The 22,005-nt window shown below is 72.6% G+C and carries 24 protein-coding genes; 18 read left to right on the top strand and 6 right to left on the bottom strand.

Going from position 1 to position 22,005, the window contains the following annotated elements:
• Positions 1-56: 56 nt before the first annotated feature.
• The 7 genes from ACIRF9_RS37210 to ACIRF9_RS37180 all read left to right on the top strand — a co-directional run bounded on the left by ACIRF9_RS37210 (position 57) and on the right by ACIRF9_RS37180 (position 7,835).
• Positions 57-407: an ArsR/SmtB family transcription factor gene (locus ACIRF9_RS37210; protein ID WP_403818449.1), complete on the top strand. Its 351-nt coding sequence runs from the start codon at positions 57-59 to the stop codon at positions 405-407.
• A gap of 172 nt (positions 408-579) precedes the next feature.
• On the top strand, positions 580-1,062 hold the full coding sequence (locus ACIRF9_RS37205; RefSeq protein WP_403831591.1) for an NADH-quinone oxidoreductase subunit B family protein: 483 nt from the start codon (positions 580-582) through the stop codon (positions 1,060-1,062).
• A complete protein-coding gene (locus ACIRF9_RS37200) occupies positions 1,059-3,092 on the top strand; it encodes a proton-conducting transporter membrane subunit (RefSeq protein ID WP_403831589.1) in 2,034 nt (677 codons plus the stop codon). The genes ACIRF9_RS37205 and ACIRF9_RS37200 overlap by 4 nt, the downstream gene beginning before the upstream one ends.
• Entirely contained in the window at positions 3,092-4,051 is a 960-nt protein-coding gene (locus ACIRF9_RS37195) for a respiratory chain complex I subunit 1 family protein (RefSeq protein WP_403831587.1), read from the top strand. Before ACIRF9_RS37200 ends, ACIRF9_RS37195 begins: the two co-directional genes overlap by 1 nt.
• Positions 4,048-4,728, top strand: a complete 681-nt coding sequence (locus tag ACIRF9_RS37190; RefSeq protein ID WP_403831585.1) for a hypothetical protein — start codon at positions 4,048-4,050, stop codon at positions 4,726-4,728. The genes ACIRF9_RS37195 and ACIRF9_RS37190 overlap by 4 nt, the downstream gene beginning before the upstream one ends.
• Positions 4,728-6,350, top strand: coding sequence for a proton-conducting transporter membrane subunit (locus ACIRF9_RS37185; RefSeq protein ID WP_403831583.1), 1,623 nt, complete (start codon positions 4,728-4,730; stop codon positions 6,348-6,350). The genes ACIRF9_RS37190 and ACIRF9_RS37185 overlap by 1 nt, the downstream gene beginning before the upstream one ends.
• A gap of 3 nt (positions 6,351-6,353) precedes the next feature.
• Positions 6,354-7,835 (top strand): NADH-quinone oxidoreductase subunit C, encoded by a 1,482-nt coding sequence (locus tag ACIRF9_RS37180; RefSeq protein ID WP_403831581.1) that lies wholly within the window; start codon positions 6,354-6,356, stop codon positions 7,833-7,835.
• Positions 7,836-8,608: 773 nt separating this feature from the next.
• Here ACIRF9_RS37180 and ACIRF9_RS37175 read toward each other — a convergent pair.
• The 6 genes from ACIRF9_RS37175 to ACIRF9_RS37150 form a co-directional block, all read right to left on the bottom strand.
• Positions 8,609-8,758, bottom strand: coding sequence for a DUF6126 family protein (locus tag ACIRF9_RS37175; protein ID WP_403831579.1), 150 nt, complete (start codon positions 8,756-8,758; stop codon positions 8,609-8,611).
• 33 nt (positions 8,759-8,791) lie between these two features.
• A complete protein-coding gene (locus ACIRF9_RS37170; protein ID WP_403831577.1) occupies positions 8,792-9,199 on the bottom strand; it encodes an ATP-binding protein in 408 nt (135 codons plus the stop codon).
• A gap of 62 nt (positions 9,200-9,261) precedes the next feature.
• The gene (locus tag ACIRF9_RS37165; RefSeq protein ID WP_403831574.1) at positions 9,262-9,600 is read right to left on the bottom strand and encodes an ArsR/SmtB family transcription factor; all 339 of its coding nucleotides are present in this window, start codon (positions 9,598-9,600) and stop codon (positions 9,262-9,264) included.
• Between the two features lie 5 nt (positions 9,601-9,605).
• Positions 9,606-9,788 (bottom strand): hypothetical protein, encoded by a 183-nt coding sequence (locus ACIRF9_RS37160; RefSeq protein ID WP_403831571.1) that lies wholly within the window; start codon positions 9,786-9,788, stop codon positions 9,606-9,608.
• Between the two features lie 386 nt (positions 9,789-10,174).
• Positions 10,175-10,333, bottom strand: coding sequence for a hypothetical protein (locus tag ACIRF9_RS37155; RefSeq protein ID WP_403831665.1), 159 nt, complete (start codon positions 10,331-10,333; stop codon positions 10,175-10,177).
• 163 nt (positions 10,334-10,496) lie between these two features.
• Complete coding sequence (locus ACIRF9_RS37150; RefSeq protein WP_403831568.1) at positions 10,497-11,579, bottom strand: NAD(P)-dependent alcohol dehydrogenase; 1,083 nt, start codon at positions 11,577-11,579, stop codon at positions 10,497-10,499.
• A gap of 103 nt (positions 11,580-11,682) precedes the next feature.
• Here ACIRF9_RS37150 and ACIRF9_RS37145 point away from each other — a divergent pair, with 103 nt between their 5' ends.
• The 11 genes from ACIRF9_RS37145 to ACIRF9_RS37095 all read left to right on the top strand — a co-directional run bounded on the left by ACIRF9_RS37145 (position 11,683) and on the right by ACIRF9_RS37095 (position 21,930).
• Positions 11,683-12,486: an SDR family NAD(P)-dependent oxidoreductase gene (locus ACIRF9_RS37145; RefSeq protein ID WP_403831566.1), complete on the top strand. Its 804-nt coding sequence runs from the start codon at positions 11,683-11,685 to the stop codon at positions 12,484-12,486.
• A gap of 93 nt (positions 12,487-12,579) precedes the next feature.
• On the top strand, positions 12,580-13,776 hold the full coding sequence (locus tag ACIRF9_RS37140; protein WP_403831563.1) for an acyl-CoA dehydrogenase family protein: 1,197 nt from the start codon (positions 12,580-12,582) through the stop codon (positions 13,774-13,776).
• A gap of 44 nt (positions 13,777-13,820) precedes the next feature.
• Positions 13,821-14,609, top strand: a complete 789-nt coding sequence (locus tag ACIRF9_RS37135) for an enoyl-CoA hydratase/isomerase family protein (protein WP_403831560.1) — start codon at positions 13,821-13,823, stop codon at positions 14,607-14,609.
• A 5-nt stretch (positions 14,610-14,614) separates the two neighbouring features.
• Positions 14,615-14,971 (top strand): Zn-ribbon domain-containing OB-fold protein, encoded by a 357-nt coding sequence (locus tag ACIRF9_RS37130; protein ID WP_403831558.1) that lies wholly within the window; start codon positions 14,615-14,617, stop codon positions 14,969-14,971.
• Positions 14,968-16,137: a thiolase family protein gene (locus ACIRF9_RS37125; protein WP_403831555.1), complete on the top strand. Its 1,170-nt coding sequence runs from the start codon at positions 14,968-14,970 to the stop codon at positions 16,135-16,137. Before ACIRF9_RS37130 ends, ACIRF9_RS37125 begins: the two co-directional genes overlap by 4 nt.
• Before the next feature lie 40 nt (positions 16,138-16,177).
• Positions 16,178-17,410: an acyl-CoA dehydrogenase family protein gene (locus tag ACIRF9_RS37120; RefSeq protein ID WP_403831553.1), complete on the top strand. Its 1,233-nt coding sequence runs from the start codon at positions 16,178-16,180 to the stop codon at positions 17,408-17,410.
• Positions 17,407-18,378: a phosphotransferase family protein gene (locus ACIRF9_RS37115; protein ID WP_403831551.1), complete on the top strand. Its 972-nt coding sequence runs from the start codon at positions 17,407-17,409 to the stop codon at positions 18,376-18,378. The genes ACIRF9_RS37120 and ACIRF9_RS37115 overlap by 4 nt, the downstream gene beginning before the upstream one ends.
• Before the next feature lie 12 nt (positions 18,379-18,390).
• Entirely contained in the window at positions 18,391-19,605 is a 1,215-nt protein-coding gene (locus ACIRF9_RS37110) for an acyl-CoA dehydrogenase family protein (RefSeq protein WP_403831548.1), read from the top strand.
• A complete protein-coding gene (locus tag ACIRF9_RS37105) occupies positions 19,602-20,378 on the top strand; it encodes an SDR family oxidoreductase (protein ID WP_403831545.1) in 777 nt (258 codons plus the stop codon). Before ACIRF9_RS37110 ends, ACIRF9_RS37105 begins: the two co-directional genes overlap by 4 nt.
• Positions 20,375-21,136, top strand: coding sequence for an SDR family NAD(P)-dependent oxidoreductase (locus ACIRF9_RS37100; protein ID WP_403831543.1), 762 nt, complete (start codon positions 20,375-20,377; stop codon positions 21,134-21,136). The genes ACIRF9_RS37105 and ACIRF9_RS37100 overlap by 4 nt, the downstream gene beginning before the upstream one ends.
• The gene (locus ACIRF9_RS37095; protein ID WP_403831540.1) at positions 21,133-21,930 is read left to right on the top strand and encodes an enoyl-CoA hydratase/isomerase family protein; all 798 of its coding nucleotides are present in this window, start codon (positions 21,133-21,135) and stop codon (positions 21,928-21,930) included. Before ACIRF9_RS37100 ends, ACIRF9_RS37095 begins: the two co-directional genes overlap by 4 nt.
• Positions 21,931-22,005 lie beyond the last annotated feature (75 nt).

Below are 22,005 nucleotides of genomic sequence, written 5' to 3'. Positions count from 1 at the left end.
CGATGCGCCGAGGTCCGGCCAGCGGTGCCGTGCTGTTGCGGGGGAGGGAGGGCCCGGTGAGTACACCGCTGTACCAACTGAAGGCCGAGTTCTTCAAGACGCTCGGGCATCCGGCACGCATCCGGGTCCTGGAGCTGCTGAGCGAGCGCGAGCACGCGGTCGCGGAAATGCTGCCGGAGGTGGGCATCGAGCCCGCGCACCTCTCCCAGCAGCTGGCGGTGCTGCGGCGGGCCAACCTGGTCGTGACGCGCAGGGAAGGCTCCACGGTGTACTACTCGCTGACCAGCCCGCATGTCGCGGAGCTCCTGCGGGTGGCCCGCACCATCCTGTCCGGTGTGCTGACCGGCCAGGCCGAGCTGCTCGCCGACCTCCAGGCCGCCCGGACCCAGGCCGAACCGCCGTCGTAGACGACGGCCCATATACGGCGGCCGTCTCCCGTGAGTTGGACAGCGCTCAAGGGTCAGGGAGGCGGCCGCCTTCTCCCTCCAGGTAAAAGCGCCGGAAAGTGCCGTAACTCCGGCCGTGGGACGCCTCGTTAGGCGCCTGCGGGAAAGTCCTCACCGTAACGAGGAGAGGTTCATGGGCCTGTTGCGCAAGATCCGTGACACGGGGCGGGTGGCCGAGCCCGCTCCGCCGCGCCCGGCGGGCGACGTGCCGGCCAAGGCACGGGAGCTGGGCGGTTCGGCGCAGGTGCGGTGCGTGGACGCGGGTTCCTGCAACGGCTGCGAGATCGAGATCGCGGCGGCCTTCAACCCGGTGCATGACGCCGAACGCTACGGCGCCCGGCTGGTGGCCTCACCCCGGCACGCGGACGTGGCCCTGGTCACCGGGCCGGTGACACGGAACATGGCGGAGCCGCTGCGCCGGACGGTCGCCGCGATGGGGGAGCCGCGGCTGGTGGTCGCGGTGGGGGACTGCGCGATCGACTGCGGGGAGTTCGCCGGCGGCTACGGCGTCGAGGGCGCGGTTGCCGACGTCGTACCGGTCGATCTGGCGGTGCCCGGGTGCCCGCCGCAGCCGGCGGAGATCGTGGCGGCCCTGAGGAGGGTGACCGGCCGGTGAGCGTGATCCCGGCCGCCCTGGCGACGGCCACTTCGCTGGGCGGCGCGGGGGCGCTGGCCGGGAGCGTGCTGCCGTACCGGATGCGCGGCGCGGTGGTGGGGGTTCTGACGGCGGGTGTGGGGGTGAGCGGTGGCGCGGCCGGTGTGGCCGCACTGGGCGGAAGCCGGTGGGCGGCCACGCTCCCCGGGGTGCTGCCGCTGGCGGGGACGTATCTGACGGTGGACGCGCTCGCGGGCCTGTTCATGGCGGTCGCGGGGGCGGTCGTAGCGGCGGTCGCGGTGTACGGGATCGGCTACGCGGCCGGGCACGGGCCGTACGCGCTCGCCTCCCGTACGGCGCAGGCGGTGCTGCCGCTGTTCGCGCTGACGCTGGTCCTGGTGCCCGTGGCGGCGTCGGTGTCGACGTTCCTGCTGCTGTGGGAACTGATGGCGCTCGCCTCCCTGCTGCTGGTCCTGGCCGAGCATCGTGAGCGGGCCTCGGTGCGGCAGGCCGGGGTCTGGTACGCGGTGATGACCCACCTCGGACTGGTGCTGCTCCTCGCGGGGTTCGCCCTGTTCGCCGCGCAGGCCGGCGGGGAGACGTTCACCGCGCTGCGGGAGGGCGCCCCGTCGCTGTCGCCGACGGTTCGCGGGCTGGTGTTCGTGCTGGTCGCGGCGGCGTTCGCGTCGAAGGCGGGCGCGGTGCCGCTGCACGCCTGGCTGCCGCGCGCCCATCCGGAGGCGCCGAGCCCCGTCTCGGCGCTGATGAGTGCCGCGATGGTCAACCTCGGGATCTACGGCCTCGTCCGCACCGGTCTGGACCTGCTCGGCGGTGGACCGGCGTGGTGGTGGCTGGGGCTGATGGCGGTGGGCGGCGCGAGCGCGGTGTACGGGATCCTGCAGGCGGCGATGGCCTCCGACCTGAAGCGGCTGCTCGCGTACTCGACCTCGGAGAACATGGGGCTCGTCCTGATCGGCGTGGGGGCGTCCGGGCTGTTCGCCGCCTACGGCGACGAGCCGCTCGCGGCACTGGCGTTGGCGGCGGCCCTGCTCCACGTCGTCAACCACGCCGCCTTCAAGGCGCTGTTGTTCTGCGCTGCCGGGTCGGTGCTGCGGGCGACCGGGGTCCGTGACCTCGACCGGCTGGGCGGGCTGCGGGCCCGGATGCCGGCCACGGCCGGGCTGTTCGCGCTGGCCGCGTTGGGTGCCGTGGCCCTGCCGCCCGGCAACGGGTTCATCAGCGAGTGGCTGCTGCTGCAGTCCCTGATCCACGGCCTGGACGTGCCGGGCGTCGCCGTGGCCGTCGTCCTGCCGCTGTCGGTGGCGCTGGTCGCGCTGTCCGCCGGAATCGCGGCGGCGGTGTTCGTCAAGGCACTCGGCGTGGGCTTCTTCGCCCGGCCGCGCAGCGAACCGGCCGCCGGAGCGAAGGAGGCACCGCCCCTGATGCTGGCCGGAATGGGGCTGCTCGCGGCCGCGTGCGGGGCACTGGCGCTGATGCCCGGGCTGCTGGGCGACGGACTGGACCGTGCCGTGGCCGCGACGGGGCTGCCCGGCAGCAGGGCGGTGTCGGGCGGCGGCCTGCGGGTCAGGCTGGCCGAGGTCTCCGCGACGCTGTCACCGCTGTGGGTGGTGGCCGCCCTGGCCGGTGCGCTCCTGCTGGCCGTGGGGCTGCCCCGGCTGTACCAGCGGCGGCGGCGCCGGGTGAACACCCGGCTGTGGGACTGCGGCGGCGGGGCGCCGAGCCCGCGCATGGCCTACACGGCGACCTCGTTCGCCGAACCGCTGCAGCGGGTCTTCGACGACGTCCTCGCGCCCGAGCAGGACGTGGACGTCACACCGGTGCGCGAGTCCGCGTACCTGGTGGAAAGGGTGCGCTTCCAGCACCGGGTGCCCGACCGGATCGAACACCGGCTGTACGAGCCGGTGCTGCGGGCCCTGGCCGGCACCGGGCAGGCGGCCCGGCGGCTGGCGGGCGGCAGCGTGCACCTGTATCTCGGCTACGGCTTCGCGGGGCTGGTCGTCCTGCTGGTGGTACTGGCGGTGGGCTGGTGATGAACAACGGGATCGGATACGCGGCCGTGGTCGGCCAGGTCGTCGTGGTGGGCGCGGGGGCGCCGCTGCTGACCGGGTGGATGCGGCAGGTGCGGGCCCGGCTGGAGGGGAGGGCCGGGGCCGGGGTGCTCCAGCCCTGGCGCGACGCCCGCAAACTGCTGCGCAAGGAGGCGATCATCCCCGTGGGCACCGGGCCCGCCTTCCGTGCCGCGCCCGCCTTGCTGGTCGCCACCACCCTGGTTGCCGCCGCACTCGTGCCGCTGCTGTCCACCGACACCCCCGTCAGCGGCCATGCCGATCTGATCCTGGTCGTCGCCCTGATCGCGCTCGGCACCCTGGCTCTCGCCCTGGCCGGTCTGGACACCGGTACCGCGTTCGGCGGGATGGGCGCCTCCCGGGAGATGACCGTGGCCGCGCTCGTCGAACCCACCATCCTGCTGTCGGTGTTCGCCCTGTCGATACCGGCCGGCACGACCAACATCCCGGCCATCGTCACCGGCGCCGTCGACGAACCGGCCCGCCTCGCCTCCCCGGCCGGACTGCTCGCCACGGCCGCGCTCGCCGTCGCCGTACTCGCGGAGACCGGGCGGATCCCCGTGGACAACCCCTCCACCCACCTCGAACTGACGATGATCCACGAGGCGATGGTCCTGGAGTACGCCGGCCCCGACCTGGCGCTGGTCGAACTCGGCGCCCAGATGCGCCTCACCCTGCTCCTGGGTTTGCTGGCCTCGCTGTTCATGCCCTGGGGCATCGCCACCAGCGCTTCTTGGGCCGCCCTGGCGATCGCCCTGGTGCTGTTCGTGGTGAAGGCCGCCGCCCTGGGCGCGGTGTTGGCGGCGGCCGAGGTCTTCTGGGCCAAGGTGCGCCTGTTCCGGGTACCGGAACTGCTCGCCGGGTCCTTCCTGCTGGCGCTGCTCGCGGTGGCCGCCTCCTACTTCCTGACCGGAGCCTCATGAGCGGCGGCCTGTACACCCAGCTCCTCGACCTGGCCTGCGGAGCCTTCCTGCTCGCGGCGGTGATCGTCCTGTGGCGACGCGAACTCGCCGCGATCGTCCGCGTCTTCGCGGTGCAGGGCGTCGCTCTGGCCGTCATCGCGGTCGTGCTCGGCGTACACGAGGGGCGCGGGGACCTGATCGCCGTCGGCGCCGGCATCGGGGTGCTGCGGGCGGGTGTCCTGCCGTACCTGATGCGTCGCACCCTGGCAGGGCCCGGCGCCGGGCACGCGTACAGCGAGGAGGTACGGGAGACCCAGCCGCTGGTCAACGTCGCCGCCTCACTGCTGACCGCCGCCCTGCTGACCCTGCTGGCCTACGCCGTCGCGCGGCCGCTGACCGCGCTGAACCCGACGCCCGCCACCCGGGCCCTGCCCGTCGGCCTCGCCGTCGTCCTGATCGGCTTCTTCGTCCTGGTCACCCGGCGCCGGGCGCTCGCCCAGGTGGTGGGCTTCCTGCTGCTGGACAACGGCATCACCGCCACCGCGTTCCTGGCCACCTCCGGAGTGCCGCTCATCGTCGAACTCGGCGTCTCCTTCGACGTACTGCTGGCGGTGCTGGTGCTGCAGATCCTCACCACCCGGATGCGGGCGGCGTTCGGCACCACCGACATCGACGACCTGCGGGAGTTGCACGACTGATGAGCCCTGTCGAGACCGCGTTGCTGCTCACCGCACCCGCCGCCGTGCCGCTGCTGGTCGCCGGGGTGTACGCGCTGACCGCACTGCGCTCCCGCTCGCCCGCTGCGGCACTCACCGCCCCCCGGCGGCAGGCGGCCGCCCAGGGCTCCGTCCTGGTGGCGGAGGCACCCGAGCCGGGCAAGGCGCCCCAGCGGTATCCGATGGACTGGGCCGGTCTCGTCTCACCCGCCGTGATCCTCACCTGCGGAAGCCTGCTCGCGGCGGATGTCGTCGACGACGGCCCGCGTACCGCGTACTCCGGGTTGCTGCGCGCGGACGCGCTGACCGCCTGGATGCTGCTGGTCGTCGGCGCGGTCGCCCTCATCGCCTGCGGCTTCGCCCCCGTGTATTTGCGCGGCGAACGGGACTCCGGGCGGGACGACGAGCGGACCGTGACGGGGGTCTCCCCGCTCGAGCGAAGCCGGGAGCGGGGGAGCTACCACGTCCTGGTCCAGGCGTTCCTGGGAGCCATGTGCCTGGCCGTGGTGACGGCGAACCTCGGCGTGCTGTGGATCGCCGTCGAGGCCACCACCATCGTCACCGCGTTCCTCGTCGGCCACCGCCACACCCGCACCTCGGTGGAGGCAGCCTGGAAGTACGTCGTCATCTGCTCGGCGGGCATCGCGCTCGCCTTCCTCGGCACGGTCCTGATCTACTACGCCGCCCGGCAGGCCGGCATCACCGAGGCGTGGGCGCTGGACTGGCCCACGCTCGTCGCCCACGCCGACCGTCTCGACCCGGCGGTCACCCGGCTCGGCATCACCCTGATCGTGCTCGGCTTCGGCGCCAAGGCGGGCCTGATCCCGCTGCACGCCTGGCTGCCCGACGCCCACAGCCAGGCCCCCGCACCCGTCTCCGCCCTCATGTCCGGCGTGCTGCTGTCCGTCGCCTTCACCGCGATCCTGCGCTACCGGGTCATCGCCGACGCCGCCCTCGGCCCCGACTTCACCCGCGTCCTGCTGGCCGGGATCGCCCTGCTCACCCTTGCCCTGGCGGCCGGACTGCTGCTGGCCCAGCGCGACTACAAGCGGATGCTCGCCTACTCCAGCATGGAACACATGAGCCTGATCGCCCTCGCCACGGCGATCGGCAGCACGCTCGCCCTGTCCGCCGCACTGCTCCACATCGCCGGCCACGGACTCGCCAAGTCGGTCGCGTTCTGCGCCTCCGGCCGCATCCTCCACCTCACCGGCACCGCGAAGATCGGCCGAGTACGCGGGCTGCTCGCCCGAGCGCCCGCGACGGCCGGGCTGTTCGGGCTCGCGGTGGTGGCGCTGATGGCGTTTCCGCCCTTCAGCCTGTTCGCCTCCGAACTGGGCATCGCCCGCGCCGGGTTCGCCGCCGGTACCGCCCTTGCCTGCATCACCGCGGCAGCCCTGCTGCTCGTTCTGGTGGCCTTCGCGGCGCTGGCCGCCCGTACCGCCCGGATGCTGCTCGGACCGGGAAGCGGATCACCGGCCGAGGAACGCCCAACGGCCGTGTGGCCCCTCGGCCTGGGCCTGGCCGCCTGTGCCGCCCTCGGTGTCTCCACTGGCCCCCTCACCGGCCTGTTGCACGCGGCCGCCCAGGCGATCGGAGGCTGAGCGATGCGCAGGACGTACCAGAGCAGTGCCGTCACCCTGCCCCAGCACGCCGAGCAGCTGCTCGCCCAGGGCCACCGGCTCGCCCTGGTCGCCGCCCACTTCGACGAGGCCGGGCCACGCGTGGTGTACCTGTTCACCTCGGGCCCTCCCGACACCCGGCTGGAGCTTCACATCCGCCTCGACCCCGACCACCCGGAAGTCCCGTCGCTGGCCCATCTCTCCTTCGCGGCAGGCCGGTTCGAGCGGGAGATGCGCGACCTCTTCGGCATCGTCCCCCTCGACCACCCCCTCCCGCGCCGCCTCGTGCGCCACTTCCACTGGCCGCGCGGCTGGTACCCGATGCGCCCCGACGCCGGACCGCCACCGGCCTTCGGCGAACAGGAAGGCCCCTACCCGTTCCTGGAGGTGGAGGGGGACGGTGTCTACGAGATCCCGGTCGGCCCGGTACACGCCGGACTGATCGAACCCGGCCACTTCCGCTTCTCCGTCGTCGGCGAGACCATCCTCAAGCTCAAGGCCCGCCTCTGGTTCGTCCACAAGGGCATCGAGAAGCTCTTCGAGGGCCGTTCCATCGCCGCCGGCCTGCCCCTCGCGGAACGCATCAGCGGCGACACGGCCGTCGGCCACGCCCTCGCGTACTGTCTGGCCGTCGAGGAGGCCACCGGCACCGAGGTCCCCGAGCAGGCCCAACGCGCCCGGGCGATGCTCCTGGAACTGGAACGCGTCCACAACCACGTCGCCGACCTCGGCATGCTCTGCAACGACGTCGGCCACGGCATCCTCAACGCCCACGCCCAGCGAGTGCGCGAGCAACTCCTGCGCCTCAACGAGGAGATCACCGGGCATCGGCTGCTGCGCGGCGGCATCGTCCCCGGCGGTGCGGCCCTGCGCGCCCTGCCCGACCCGGCCCGGCTGACGGCGATCGGCGCGGACATCCGCGAGATCGCCGACCTCGCCCTCGGCCACTCCACGGTCCGTGACCGCTTCACCGGCACCGCGATCCTGCACACCGCGGACGCCCGGGAGATCGGCTGCCTCGGCTACGTCGCCCGCGCCAGCGGCATCGGCGACGACGCCCGCATCACTCACCCCTTCACGCCGTACGACGACACCAGGCTCACCGTGCCCGTCCACGACAGTGGCGACGTCCTGGCCCGCTTCCTGGTCCGCGTCCAGGAGATCGAGATCTCCCTCGCCCTGATCCTACGGTTCGGCGAAGGGCTGGAAGCCCCCGGGGCGGTACTGGCACCTCAGCCGCCCGGCGCGGGCCCACACAGCGGAGTGGGTCTGGTCGAGGGCTGGCGCGGCACCATCGCCACCCGCGTCGAACTGGCACCCGACGGCACCCTGACGCGCGTCAAGCCGGTCGACCCCTCATTCTTCAACTGGCCAGCGCTTCCGGTGGCGTTGAGGGACACGATCGTCCCGGACTTCCCCCTGACCAACAAGAGCTTCAACCTCTCCTACGCGGGCAACGACCTCTGAGGGGCGATCACCCGGGTGCGCGGCCCCCTCAACTCCTCCGGAACAAGGGCGCTTTGTGCAAGGGGCGCACGACGCTCCCGTTCTTTTCGAAACGGTTGTCGCGTGCCCAGGTGCAGAGGTCCTTGGTGGCCCTGGTCCGGGTGGTCGAGCAACCGCCCCAGCAGGTCCCAGGACGAGCCATCGCCCGACGTGCATTTCGGAGGCGGCGCCCCGGGATTTGTCGGCCTGCAGCGCCTCGTGGGCCCCTTCGTAGGCTTACGTGTTTCCTTAGGGAACCGTGGTGGTTCGTGGTGTTGTGGCGTCTGGTTGGTGTCGTGGGTTGAGCGCCGACGTCGGGGCGTATGTGAGGGCGTATGTGAGTGTGTGGATACCCTGGCCCGGATCAAGCCCGGCGACCCGTTCTTCTTCAACTGGCCCGCCCTGCCGGTCGCCCTCGCGGACATGATCGTTCCGGACTTCCCCCTGACCACGAAAGCTTCGACCTTCCTACGCCGGAAAGATCTACAGGCGCCTGCGCTCTACAGTGCTGTTCCCACGCTCGCCGGTGTGTCCGGCAGATGCCCTGCGCGCAGGCTCCTTGGCATCATCCGGTCGCGTGGTAAAGCTGACAGCACCGTCTTGGACGAGGGGTACACATCGCCTTTGGCGAAAGCGCGAGTCAGAGAGGGGTGGAGCAGCTCAGCGGGCGCAACATCGCCATCCGCAGGTTCCGCCGCTTGAGCGACCCGGCCGAAGACCACCGGGAGCCCCCGTCCATCCCGCACCGGAGGGGGTCACTTGCCGGAGTGTTCCGCCAGGTAGAACAGCAGCATCACCCAGCCCGCGATGATGTGGGTGCCGAAGATGTAATAGAAGGCGCGCAGCCACATACCGCGTTCCTCCCGGCTCTCGCGATCCAGCGGCTTCTTCTTTTCTTTGGCCACTTGAGTGCCTCCCTTCTTGATCGGTCCGGTGCTTTAAGAAGGCATCCGGAGCCGTACGAGGACGACCTTGCCGTCGTGGTCGACGGCTGGTTCGGCACCGAGGCCACCGTCGTAGTCGGCGGCGATCTCAGTGACCATCCGCAGTCCTGCCCCCATCCCGCCGTCGGTGAAGTCGGGCAGGCGGGGTTCGGCGTCCGCGACGCTGATGACGAGCTGTCCGGCCCCGCTCGTCAGGCCGACGTCGATCACCGGCGAGCGGGCGGCATGCCGCAGCACATTGGTGACCAGCTCACTGGTCACCAGCAGTACGGCGTCCGCGAACGCCGAGTCCAGGGCGACGCCCACGTCCGGCAGATGCCGGGCCACCGCCTCGCGAGTCCGCCCGACCATGTCCGGCCCCAGCTTCAGCGAGACGATGTGCCGCTGTACCGCCGGGAGCACATGCTCGACCGCGGCTACCGACCGACCCCGCCGCCACGGCAGCCGAAACCCTCCCCCGCTCGTCACCGTGAGGGCTCCGCGGCCTGCAACTCTTTCAGCAGATCCCGCTGACCGGACCACAGGACCGTCAGGATCCGCCGCGCGGCGGCGAGCAGCTCCGCCACATCACCGCCGGCCAGCTCGTACACCACCGTGGAGCCGGTGCGCGTGGCGGTCACAATGCCCGAGCGGCGCAGCACGGCGAGCTGCTGGGACAGGTTCGACGGCTCGACCTCGATCGCGGCCAACAGGTCGCGCACCGGCTGCGGCCCGTCCTGGAGGAGCTCCAGCACCCTTATCCGCACAGGATGCCCGAGCATCCGGAAGAACTCCGCCTTCGCCTCGTACAGCGGAACCGGCATCCCGATCACTCCTCGTCCGCGCGCTCGACCCCGACATCGAGCCCGTGCCTGCGGGCCACCCGCAGCGCGTCGTCCAGTTCGTCCTGTGCCACCGCCACGGCGTACGGGTCCTCCGCCGCCACCGCGGCCGCCAGCCCGGCCCGAGCCGCCCGCACCCGTGCCATCAGCGCCTCGACGACTGCGCCCACCCCGACCTCCGTAGCCTGAATCATCGATCACCTATCGATCACCGCAACTAGCCAATTGAAGAACTCTTCAATTATAGGGTCGTCGGGGTCGCGCCTCCAGGCCGAGGGCGCCGCCCGAGTCGAGCCGTCGGGCCGCCTGGGCGCGAGCGTCGCGGACGGGCTTCTCCGGAAAGGTAGAACGGCGGCGCGTTGGACATGCCCAAGGGGGAAGCTGGGTGCATCGGCGACTTCGGTGATGTGAATACACTCTGTAACCGCTGGCTGAGCTGGTGGGAGCGCCACAAGACGCGTCCTGGAACGTCGAGCGGGTCGCTACTGGCACGGCAAGATCCCGGTGCTGGTTCGGTGCTGACTCGAACGCCAGAGATCAGCCAAACCCGCAGGCTCTAGCCCCGATCGAGTGAGTTGTCGTACCACTCGATGGTGGTGCCGATGAGACTGGCGGCGACGATGCGCTTGAGGTCGGCGGGGGGTGGGGGAGCGGTCGCGGGGGAGGACATCGGCACCACTTCCAAGCGGTTGGCGGGGACGTTTCGTGTCGTCACACCGTAGGAATCCGCAGGGCGGCGGCACATGTGGTGGGACGCCACAGCTCTGCCCGTGGAAGTGCGCGTGGCCACCATGACGGTGCCGTCGGACCCTCTACAGGAGCCTCATCGGGTGCATACCTGCCTGCATCGCCCGCCGGGCACCCTTTCTGAGTTCAGTTCATGCCCGGAGTAGCTCTTCGTCGGGGACCAGTACGGCCCGCCCGCGCACCCTGCCGGAGCGGAGGGCGTCGATCGCGTCGAGGGCGCGGGACAGTGGGAACCGCTCGGTCGCGACCTTGACGGCGCCTGCCCGGGCGAGGGCCATGACCTGCTCCAGGTCGGTGCGGGTGCCCCAGAAGGGCAGGGAGATCCGCAGGCCCGGCGGCAGCGCGCCCGGTTTGCGGACCAGTAGTTCGCCGCCGCCACTGCCGACCACGGCGAGCGCTCCACCCGGGCGTACGGCACTCACGCCCAACCGGAGCGTGGCGGACGTGCCGACGAAGTCGAGTACGGCGTCCGCCCCCGTTCCGCCGGTCCGTCTCCGCAGCGCCTCGGCCGTGTCCGGCCGTACGAGGGTGCCGAAGTGCGCGCCGCAGTCGGCGGCGAGGGCGAGCGCCTCCTCCCGTACGTCCACCGCGAGCACCTGGGCGGAGGTGGTCGCGCGCAGGATCTGGACCGCGAGGTGCCCGAGGCCGCCGACGCCGATGACGGCCACACTCGCGGTGCCCGTTTCGGGGTCACCGAGTGCCGGTCGGATGCCGGCGATCGCGTGGTAGGACGTGAGCCCCGCGTCGGACAACGGCGCCGCCTGCGCGGGGGCCAGAGCGCCCACCGGCAGGAGGAGGCGTCCGGAGGGTACGAGGAGAAAGTCGGCCAGGCCGCCGTCGCGCCCGAGTCCCGCCCCGGTCCCGGTGCGGGCGGTGTCCAGTGCGGAGCGCCGGTCGCAGTAGTTGTCCGCCCCTGCCACGCAGTGGCCGCAACGTCCGCAGCCCCACGGGCCGTAGACCACCACGCGTTCCCCGACTTCCGGTCCGGTGGCGTCCGGGCCGCGCTCGGCCACCCGGCCGGCGACCTCGTGACCGAGGGTGAAGGGCGTCCGGTAGGGCAGGGCGTCGGGTGCCGCGTCCATGATGTGCAGGTCGGAGCCGCACAGTCCGGCTGCCTCGACCCGTACGAGAACCGCCTCGCCCCGGGGCGAGGGCCGTTCCGCTTCCGTCACCACCGGGGGGCCGCCCCAGTGCGTCAACCGGACCGCTCGCATCGCATCCTCCCGAAGCCGCCTGTTGACAGCGGCCCACTCACGGTAGCAAAAATGAAGTCAGTTCAATAAGGCTCGCGTGGTGCCGAAGGGGCGGGTGACTCGGATGGGCGACGAGGGCGCGGAGTGCGGCGGTTTCACCGGACGGGTCGCGTTCGTCACCGGAGCGGGCTCCGGCATCGGCGCGGCGGTGGCGCGCGGACTGGCCGCGCGGGGCGCCGAGGCCGTCGTCCTCGCGGACATCGACGGTCCGGCGGCCGGATCGGTGGCGAAGGGGATGGCGGCGGGGCGTGCGGTGACGCTGGACGTGACGGACGCCGGGCAGGTCGACCGGGCCGTCGAGGAGGTCGTGCGCACGCACGGCCGGCTGGACGTCGTGGTGCACGCCGCGGGGGTCGACGACCCCACCGTGAAGCAGTGGCTGGCCGACGCGGTCCTCGCCGGCCGGCCGCCCGAAGTGACCCCGCGCCTCGACGACGAGGCCTGGCGACGGGTCCTGCGGGTCAACCTGGACGGCACCTTCCACGTCCTGCGCGCCGCCCTGCGCGCGATGCGGCCGAACCGGGCGGGAGCCGTCGTCACCTTCGGCTCCTCCGCGGCCTTCGACGCGCTCACCGGATATCCGCACTACGCGGCCTCCAAGGCCGGGGTGCACGCACTGAGCCAGTCCGTCGCCAAGGAGGCCATCGCGTTCGGCGTGCGCGTCAACACCGTGGCCCCCGGTCCGACCGAGACCGGCATGGCCGCCCACACCCCGGCAGTGCTGCGCGAGGGCTTCGCCGACCCCCGCGTGCGCCCGTACGCCACCCCTGAGGAGATCGCCGACGTCGCGCTGTTCCTGGCGAGCGACGCGGCCGCCAACCTTGTCGGCGCGGTGCTGCTCGCCAACGGCGGGCGTTTCACGGCGTAGCGAGCGGCTGCGCCGCGGCGACCGGAGCCATGGAGCGGCCCCGGGGACCACGGATCGGCCCCCGAGACCACAGATCGGCCCCGGAGGCCACAGATGACTGCGATGCGGGAGGCCCTGATGTTCCGGCTCGATGTCGACCCCGAGCTGCTGAGGGAGACGGACGAACAACGGCAGTTGCGGGACGTGCTGCGGGAGTTCCTGGCGGCGGCCTGTGGGCCCGAGGAGGTGCGTGAGCAGGCGGCCGGTCCGCGCGGCTTCGACCAGGTGCTGTGGGGCCGGCTGGCCGGGGAGATCGGCGTGCACGGACTCGCGCTCCCGGAGGAGTACGGGGGCGCCGGCGGCTCCTTCCGCGAACTCGCCGTGGCCCTGGAGGAGACCGGGCGCGTCCTGTGTCCCGCACCGCTGCTCTCGACCGTCGTCCTCGCCGCGCACACCCTGCTGGCCTCCCGCGACCGCCGGGCCTGCGAGCGCTGGCTGCCGGGCATCGCCGGCGGCGCCCTCACCGCGACCGTCGCCGGGTTCCTGCACCCCGGGACGGTCGCCGCCGAGCACGGGCCGGGCGGCTGGCTGCTGCGCGGCGAGACGGACTTCGTGCCGGACGGCGAGGGCGCGGACCTGCTCCTGGTGGCGGCCCGGGCGCCGGACGGCCCACGGCTCTTCGCCTGTGGACCGGGCGCCGGTGACCTCGACCGTACGCCGCGCCGGGTGCTGGATCCCACGCGCCGCCAGGCGCTGCTCCGCTTCCGCGGGACGCCCGCCGAACCGGTCGGCGACGCGGGCGAGGCCCCCCGTGTCGTCGACACCGTGCTGGACGCCGGCCGGACGGCACTGGCCGCCGAGCAGCTCGGTGGCAGTGCGCACGCGCTGGAGGCGGTCCTGGATTTCGTGTCCCACCGAACTCAGTTCGGGCGTCCGATCGGATCGTTCCAGGCCGTCAGGCACCGGCTGGCCGATCTGCTGGTCGAGGTCGAGGCGGCCAGGTCCGCGTCCGGGTACGCCGGCGCCTGTCTCGCGGACCCGGGCGCAGGTGAACCGCGCGTGGCGGCGAGCGCCGCAGCGGTGGCGTGCTCGGCCGCCTACCGGCGGGCAGTGGCCGAATATGTGCAGCTCCACGGTGGCATCGGCTTCACCTGGGAGCACCCGGCCCACCTCTATGTGCGCAGGGCGCGGGCCGACGACGCGCTCTTCGGCACGGCGGACGACCACCGGCTCCGACTGGCCGGAATCCTCGGTCTCACCGGGCGTCGGGACCGGACGGTTGACAGGGCGGCGACCCGCCCCGAAGATTAAGTGAATTCAGTTCAGTTCATAGTTCGATCCGAGGGAGGCGCTGGATGGCTGTCGAGGACGAGATCCAGTTCGAGCGGGACGGCCACGTGGCCCGTGTCTGGCTCAACCGGCCGCACAAGAAGAACTGCGTGACCGTGCCGATCCTGAACCGGCTGGACGAGATCATCACCGAGGTCGACGCCGATCCCGAACTGCGCGTGCTGGTGCTGCGCGGCCGGGGCAACACCTTCTGCTCCGGGTTCGACCTGGACAGCCTCAAGGCCGACTTCATCGGCAGCTCCACCGCCATCGACGTCGCCGTGCTGTCGGCGAAGGTGTGCGACCGGCTGTACTCGATGAAGACCCCGTCGATCGCGGTGCTCGAAGGGCATGTGACGGCAGGCGGGTTCGAGCTGATGATCTCCTGCGACTTCGCGATCGCCGCGGACGACGCCCTCATCGGCGACTTCCACATCCGCCGGGCGCTGTTCGGCGGCGCGGGCCCGATCTACCGGGTGCCCCGCATGATCGGCGTCCGCAAGACCAAGGAGCTCATGCTCACGGGCAAGCTCCTGACCGGCGTCGAGGCCGCCGACTTCGGTCTCATCAACGCCTCGGCGCCCGCCGACAAGCTGGACGCGACGGTCGAGGAGTTCGCGGATCAGCTCACGGACAAGAGCCCGTTCACCATGTGGATCACCAAGATGACCATCGACCGGAGCCTGGACGCCGACATCCAGTCCCTGATGGTCATGGAGCACCTCGCCGTCGGCGTGATGCTCAACTCCGAGGACGCGGCGGAAGGAGTCTCCGCGTTCCTCGAGAAGCGCGAACCGCAGTGGAAGGGGCGCTGACGGCCGTGCCCGCCCACGCGTTGCGCGGATCCCGCTGCTCGCGATGCGAGGTCGCCGTCTACCCGTCGGACACCGCGTGCCCGAACTGCGGAGGGCCGGCCGCGCCGGTGGTCCTGTCCGCCACGGGCACGCTGTGGACCTGGACCGTCCAGCGCTACGCGCCCAAGTCGCCGCCGTACGCGGCGCCCGAGGAGGGGTTCCGGCCCTTCGTGGTCGGCTACGTCGAACTGCCCGAAGGCGTACGGGTCCTGGCGGTCCTGGACGGCGCACGCCCCGAGGACGTGAGGATCGGCATGCCGGTCACCGTCACGGCGGGCGACGGGCCGGTGCCGCACGCTCGCCCGGCGGGAGCGGCGGCATGAGCGCGACGGCCCCGGGAAGCACCACAGACGTCCTGGTCTGCGGCGTCGGCATCACCCCCTTCGGCCGCTCGCAGGCCACGGGGCTGCAGCTCGCGACGGACGCCGTGAACGCGGCGCTGGCCGACGCCGGGCTGCCCTGGACCCGGGTACGGTCGGCGTTCGGCGGCAGCGACGCCGCCGGCAACGCCGACACCCTCGTCACCCGGCTCGGCCTGACCGGAGTGCCGTTCACGAACGTCCGCAACGGCTGCGCCACGGGCGGCAGCGCCCTGGTGTCCGCCGTCCACGCGATCCGCTCGGGCGCGGCGGACGTCGCCCTCGCCGTCGGCTTCGACAAGCACCCGCGCGGAGCCTTCGACCCACGACCCGCCGACTGGGGACTGGACGAGGCGTACGGCAGCGAGGGCCTGATGGTGACCACCCAGTTCTTCGCCATGAAGATCCAGCGGTACATGCACGACCACGGCATCACCGCGCGCACCCTCGCCCTGGTCGCCGAGAAGGCGTACGCCAACGGCGTCCGCAACCCCCACGCCTGGCGACGCGAGCCGCTGGACGCGGACACGATCCTGGCCTCGGGCATGGTCAACGACCCCCTGACCCGCTACATGTTCTGCTCGCCGGGGCAGGGCGCGGTCGCCCTCGTGCTGTGCGACCGCACGGCCGCCCGCGAACTGCGCGCCGCCGACCCGGTCGCGCTGCGCGCCGCGGTCGTCCGCACCCGGCGCTTCGGCTCCTTCGAGGTGTTCAGCCCCTGGGCGCCCGGCGGCACCCCGACCAGTGTCAGCGCGGACGCCGCGGCGGCCGCCTTCGAGGAGGCCGGGATCGGTCCGGACGACATCGACGTGTGCCAGCTCCAGGACACCGAGAGCGGCGCCGAGGTGATGCACATGGCCGAGTGCGGATTCTGCGAGCACGGCGAACAGGAACGGCTCGTCGCGTCGGGCGCGACCGCGATCGGCGGGGCGCTGCCGGTCAACACGGACGGCGGCTGCATCGCCAACGGCGAGCCCATCGGCGCCTCCGGACTGCGCCAGGTGCACGAGATCGTCCAGCAACTGCGCGGCCGGGCCGGCGAACACCAGGTGCCGGGCGAGCCCCGCACCGGCTTCACCCACGTCTACGGAGCACCGGGCGTCAGCGCCTGCACCGTACTGACCCGCTGAATTCGACTCGCTGAATCGACTCGTTGAAGGGAGGGGCGCGGTGAACAGCGCGCATCCGGTGCCGACGCCCGAGGAGTTCCGCACCGCGGCCCGCCGCTGGCTGTCCGGCGTGGCGGAGCGGCGCGAGGGGCGGCGGTGGGGCAGCGGCGACGACTCCGTGGCCGTGTTCGAGAACTGGACCGAGGACGAGGAACGCGCCCACACCGAGCGCATCCGCGCCTGGGAGCGCACCCGCTACGACCAGGGCTGGGGCGCCCTAGGCTGGCCCGAGGAGCACGGCGGACGCGAGCTGCCCGCCTCCTACGAGCAGCTGTACCGCGCCGAGGAGGCCGCCTTCGACGTGCCCCGCCGCACCGAGGTCTTCCCCGTCACCCAGCAGCTCGTCGCCCCCGCGATCCGCATCTGGGGCACCGAGGAGCAGCGGCGGCGCCGGCTGCGCCCCATGCTGCGCACCGACGAACTCGCCTGCCAGCTCTTCTCCGAGACCGAGGCCGGCTCCGACCTCGCCGCCGTCCGCACCCGAGCGGTCCGTGACAAGGACGGCGACGGCTGGGTGCTGCGCGGCCACAAGATCTGGACGTCCGGCGCCCGCGTCGCGACCTGGGGCGTCGCCGTGTGCCGCACCGACCCGGACGTGCCCAAACACGCCGGCATCACGGTCTTCCTGGTCCGGATGGACGCCCCCGGCGTCACGATCCGGCCGATCCGTCAGATGACCGGAGGGTCCAGCTTCAACGAGGTGTACCTGGACGACGTCCGGGTCCCCGACGCCGACCGGCTCGGTCCGGTCGGCCAGGGCTGGCGGGTGACGCTCACCGTCCTCGCCGCCGAGCGGCTGGACTCCGGCACCCTCGGCCTGGACAACGCCGACCGTGCCCTGGACCTCGCCCGCAACCTGGGCCGGCCGCTCACCGGCGGCGAACAGCAGCAGGCGGGCGACCTGTTCGTCCGTACCCTCGTCCAGCGGCTCATCGGCCTGCGGGTCACCGCGGCCCTGGTCGCCGGCCGGGAGCCCGGCGCCGAGGCGTCCGTCGGCAAGCTTTACGCCACCGCGACCATGCGGGCCACCACCGACCTCGTGCAACAGCTGCTCGGACCGCGTCTCGCCGCCGACACGGGGGAGTGGGGCACCTTCGCGTGGACCGAACATCTGCTCGGCGCGCCCGGCTACAGCATCGCGGGCGGCAGCGACGAGATCCAGCGCAACATCCTCGCCGAGCGCGTGCTGGGCCTGCCCAGGGAACCCAAGTACGGGGAGAAGGCGGCGCGTTGAGCACTCTCACCGAGCTGAACGAACTGGCCGCGCGGGTACGCGAACGTCTGTCCGTGCTCCATCTCGGCGCACCGCTGGGGGAGTTGGAGACGCTGCCCGGCGGCCACTCGGGCCTCACCTTCTCCATCACCGCGGGTCCGGCGTCGTACGTGGTCAAGGCCGTTCCGCCCGGCCGGCGGCCGGGCGGCCGCAACGACGTCCTGCGTCAGGCCCGCGTCCTGCGCGCGCTCGCCGAAGCCGGCTCGGTGCCCGTGCCCGGGGTCGTCGCCGTCGACCGGCGCCAACCGGCTTGGTTCGCCATGGAGTTCGTCACGGGCGAGGCGATCGAGCCCGTCCTCGACGACCACCGGCTCGACGCGGACCTGTGCCGCGCCAGGATGCTGGCGCTCCCGGCCGTCCTGCGCGAGCTGCACCGGTCGGGTCCGCCCGCCCTGGAGGCGGCGGCCCCCTTCGACCCGGCCGCCGAACTCGACCGGTGGAGCCGCACGATGAGCGCCGTACCGCCCGAACTCCGGGAAGGCGCCGAGGACTTGATGCGATCGCTCGCCGCGAGCGTGCCCACGGGCCTGCCGCCGGTCCTGACCCACGGGGACTTCCGGCTGGGCAACGTCCTGTGCGCGGGCGAACGGCCCGCGGCCGTCGTCGACTGGGAGATCTGGGGCTACGGCGATCCGCGCATCGACCTCGCCTGGTTCCTTCTCTTCGCCGACCACCGCAACTTCCCCCGCCTCGGCCGCGAGATCCCCGGCCTGCCCACGGAGGACGCACTGCTCACCGCCTACCTCGACGGCCGCCCGGCCCCGCCCGACCTCGACTGGTTCCGCGCCCTGGCCCGCACCAAGATGGCCGCGATCATGGGCCACAACCTGCGCCGCCACCGCGAGGGCCGGCGCCACGACCCCGACCAGGAACGGCTGCCGCCGACCATCGCGGCGATGATCCGCACCGCACGGGACATCCTCGGCTGAAGGAGCACACACATGGACTTCGCGTTCTCCCCGAGGACACGGGAACTGCACACCCGGATGAGCGCGTTCATGGACGAGTACGTCCTGCCCGCCGAGGCCGTCTACGACCGGCAGCTCGCCCAGGGTGACCATCCTCATCAACAGCCCCCCGTCATGCGTGAGTTGCAGGAAAAGGCGCGTGCCGAAGGACTGTGGAACCTGTTCCTGGCGCACGGCGACCTGGGCGCCGGCCTGACCAATCTCGAATACGCCCCGCTCGCCGAGCTGGCCGGGCGGTCCGTCATGGGCCCCGAGGTGTTCAACTGCTCCGCGCCCGACACCGGCAACATGGAACTGCTCGCCCTCTACGGCACGCCCGAGCAGCAGGACCGCTGGCTGCGGCCCCTCCTCGCGGCCGGCATCCGGTCCTGCTTCGCCATGACCGAGCCCGAGGTCGCCAGCTCCGACGCCCGCAACATCCGCACCCGGATCACCCGCGACGGCGACTCCTACGTGGTCAACGGCCACAAGTGGTACACCTCCGGGATCCTCGACCCCGACTGCGCGCTGATCGTCCTCATGGGCGTGACCGACCCGCGGGCGGAGACCTACCGGCAGCAGAGCATGCTGCTGATCCCGCGAGACACCCCCGGAATCACCGTCCTGCGCGATCTGCCGATGTTCGGCTACACCGACCGCTGCGGCCACGGGGACGTGCTGTTCGAGGACGTACGCGTACCGGTCGGCAACCTCCTCGGCGACGAGGGGGAGGGCTTCGCGCTCGCCCAGGGGCGGCTCGGACCCGGAAGGATGCACTACGCGATGCGCGCCGTCGGCTTCGCCGAGCGGGCCCTCGACCTGATGTGCCGCCGCACCCTGAGCCGGACCGCCTTCGGCGGACCGCTCGCCGAGCAGGGCGTCGTACGCGAGTGGATCGCCCGCAGCCGCATCGAGATCGAGCAGCTCCGGCTGCTGGTCCTCAAGTCGGCCTGGCTGATGGACACCCGGGGCAACGCGGCGGCCCGTACCGAGGTCGCCGCGATCAAGGTGGCCGCGCTGGAGGTCGCCCACCGGGTCGTGGACCGGGCGGTGCAGGCCCACGGCGCGGCCGGTGTCAGCGACGACACCGTACTGGCCCGCCTGTACGCCATCACCCGGGCACTGCGCATCGCGGACGGACCGGACGAGGTCCATCTGCGCACGGTGGCCCGGCGGGAGCTGGCCAAGTACCCGAAGGAGAAGGCGTGAACGGACAGAGTTTGCCCGGCCGGGTCGCCGTGATCACCGGCGGCTCGCGCGGGATCGGCCTGGGCATCGCCAGGGCCTACCGCGAGGCGGGCGCCCATGTCGTGATCGCCGCCCGCAAACCGGACGGACTCGCCGAGGCGCGGGCGGAGCTGCTGCGCGTCAAGGGCGACGGTGACGTCCACGAGGTCGTCGCCAACGCCGGGGAGCCGGAACAGGCCGAGCGGTGCGTCGAGGAGACCATGGTCCGGTTCGGCCGGCTCGACGTCCTGGTCAACAACGCGGCCACCAACCCCTACATGGGCGACCTGCTCGGCCTCGATCCGCCGCGCGCGGAGAAGACGGTACGCGTCAACCAGTACGGGATGATCGCCTGGACGCGGTACGCCTGGCGGGCGTGGATGGCCGAGCACGGGGGAGCGGTGGTCAACATCGCCTCCGTCGGCGGCCTGATCGTCGACCCCCACATCGGCTGGTACAACGCCACCAAGGCGGCGATGCTGCACCTGACCCGGCAGCTCGCCTACGAACTCGGCCCGAGGGCACGGGTGAACGCCATCGCGCCCGGCCTGATCAAGACCGAGCTCGCCAGGGCCGTGTGGGAGCCCAGGGAGCCGATCCTCACCGCGCGGCTGCCGCTGCGCAGGCTGGGCACGGTCGAGGACGTGGCGAACGCGGCGCTGTTCCTGGCGTCCGACGCGTCGTCCTGGATGACCGGGCAGACCCTGGTCCTGGACGGCGGCGCCACGGTACTGCCGATCGGGGTGGAGGAATGACGGCGGCGGCCGGACTCCTGTCCCTGGAAGGCCGTACGGCGGTGGTCACGGGCGCGTCCTCGGGGCTCGGCGCGCGGTTCGCCGCCGTACTCGCCGGGGCCGGCGCGACCGTGTTCGCCGCGGCCCGGCGGCTGGACCGGCTGAAGGAGCTGGCGGACGACGATCCCCGTATCCACCCGGTGTGCTGCGACGTCGCGCGCGACGAGGACCGGGTGCGGCTGGCCGAGACCGCGCTCGCGGCGACCGGAGGGTTCGACGTGCTGGTCAACAACGCGGGCGCGCCCGGCGCGGTACGGGCCGAGGAGGAGAGCGCCGACGACTTCGCGGCGGTCCTCGCGGTCAACCTCGTCGCGCCCTTCCACCTGGCGCGGCTGATGGCCGAGTCCTCGGACGCCGAGGGCCGGTCGGTCGTGAACGTCTCGTCCGTCCTGGGCCTGGTCGCCGGGGCCCCGCTGGGCGGCGCGTCCTACGCCGCGTCCAAGGCGGGCCTGATCGGGCTCACCCGTGAACTCGCCGGCCAGTGGGGCCCGGCGGGGATCCGGGTCAACGCGCTCGCCCCCGGCTGGTTCCACTCGGAGATGACCGAGGACCTCTTCGCGGACGACCGCTCCCGCCGCTGGGTCGAACGGGGAACCATGCTGGGCCGGGGCGGCCGGCCGGGCGAACTGGACGGGGCGCTGCTCTTCCTCGCCTCGGACGCCTCCTCCTACTGCACCGGCCAGGTGCTCACCGTCGACGGCGGATGGACGGCACGATGAGCGGCGTCACGGTCCGCATCGACGACAAGGGCGTGGCGCATGTCGAGATGTGCCGCGCGGAGGCGGGCAACGCCATCGGGCTCGCCATGGCGACGGGCCTCCTCGACGCCGCCAGGACCTGTGCGCAGGCCGACGGGGTACGGGCGGTGCTGCTCACCGGACGGGGACGGTCCTTCTGCGTCGGCGGCGACCTGCGGGAGTTCGCCGAGCTGCCCGGCGACCGGCTGGCCGCGCACCTCGGCCGGGTCACCGACGCCCTGCACGGCGCGCTGCGGGTGTTCGCCGGACTGGACGCGCCGCTGGTGGCGGCCGTACAGGGGGCCGCCGCGGGCGCCGGACTCGGACTCGCGGCGGCGTCCGATCTGACCCTCGCCGCGTCCGACGCCGTCTTCGTCGCCGCCTACACCGGCATCGGGTACTCCCCGGACGCCGGGGTCAGCTGGTCGCTGCCACGGCTCGTCGGTCCCAAGCGGGCGCTGGACCTGCTGCTGACCAATCGGAGGGTCACGGCGTCCGAGGCGGCGGAGCTGGGCCTGGTCAGCAGGGTCGTCGACGCCGGCCGGCTGACCGAGGAGGCCGGGAAGACCGCCGAGCTGCTCGCCCGTGGAGCCACCGGGGCGTTCGGCGCCACCCGCAGACTCGTCGCGGCGGGACTGTCGACGGGCCTCGACGCCCACCTCGACGCGGAGGCCCGCCGCCTCGCCGACGCCGCGGTGTCGGACGAGGGCCGCGAGGGTGTGGCGGCCTTCCTGGCCCGGCGCGGGCCGGACCCCGGGGTTTCCCGGGCCACCTGACTTCGTAACCGAGTTCAAGTAGGTCTACCCTCAGACATCCGATCGGCGACCGGCGCCGGTCCTGGAGTGCAGGGA

The organism is Streptomyces sp. NPDC096132, assembly GCF_044763345.1.
GTDB lineage: Bacteria > Actinomycetota > Actinomycetes > Streptomycetales > Streptomycetaceae > Streptomyces.
The sequence above is the reverse complement of the archived record's forward strand: the minus strand, read 5'-3'. Positions and strand labels throughout refer to the sequence as shown.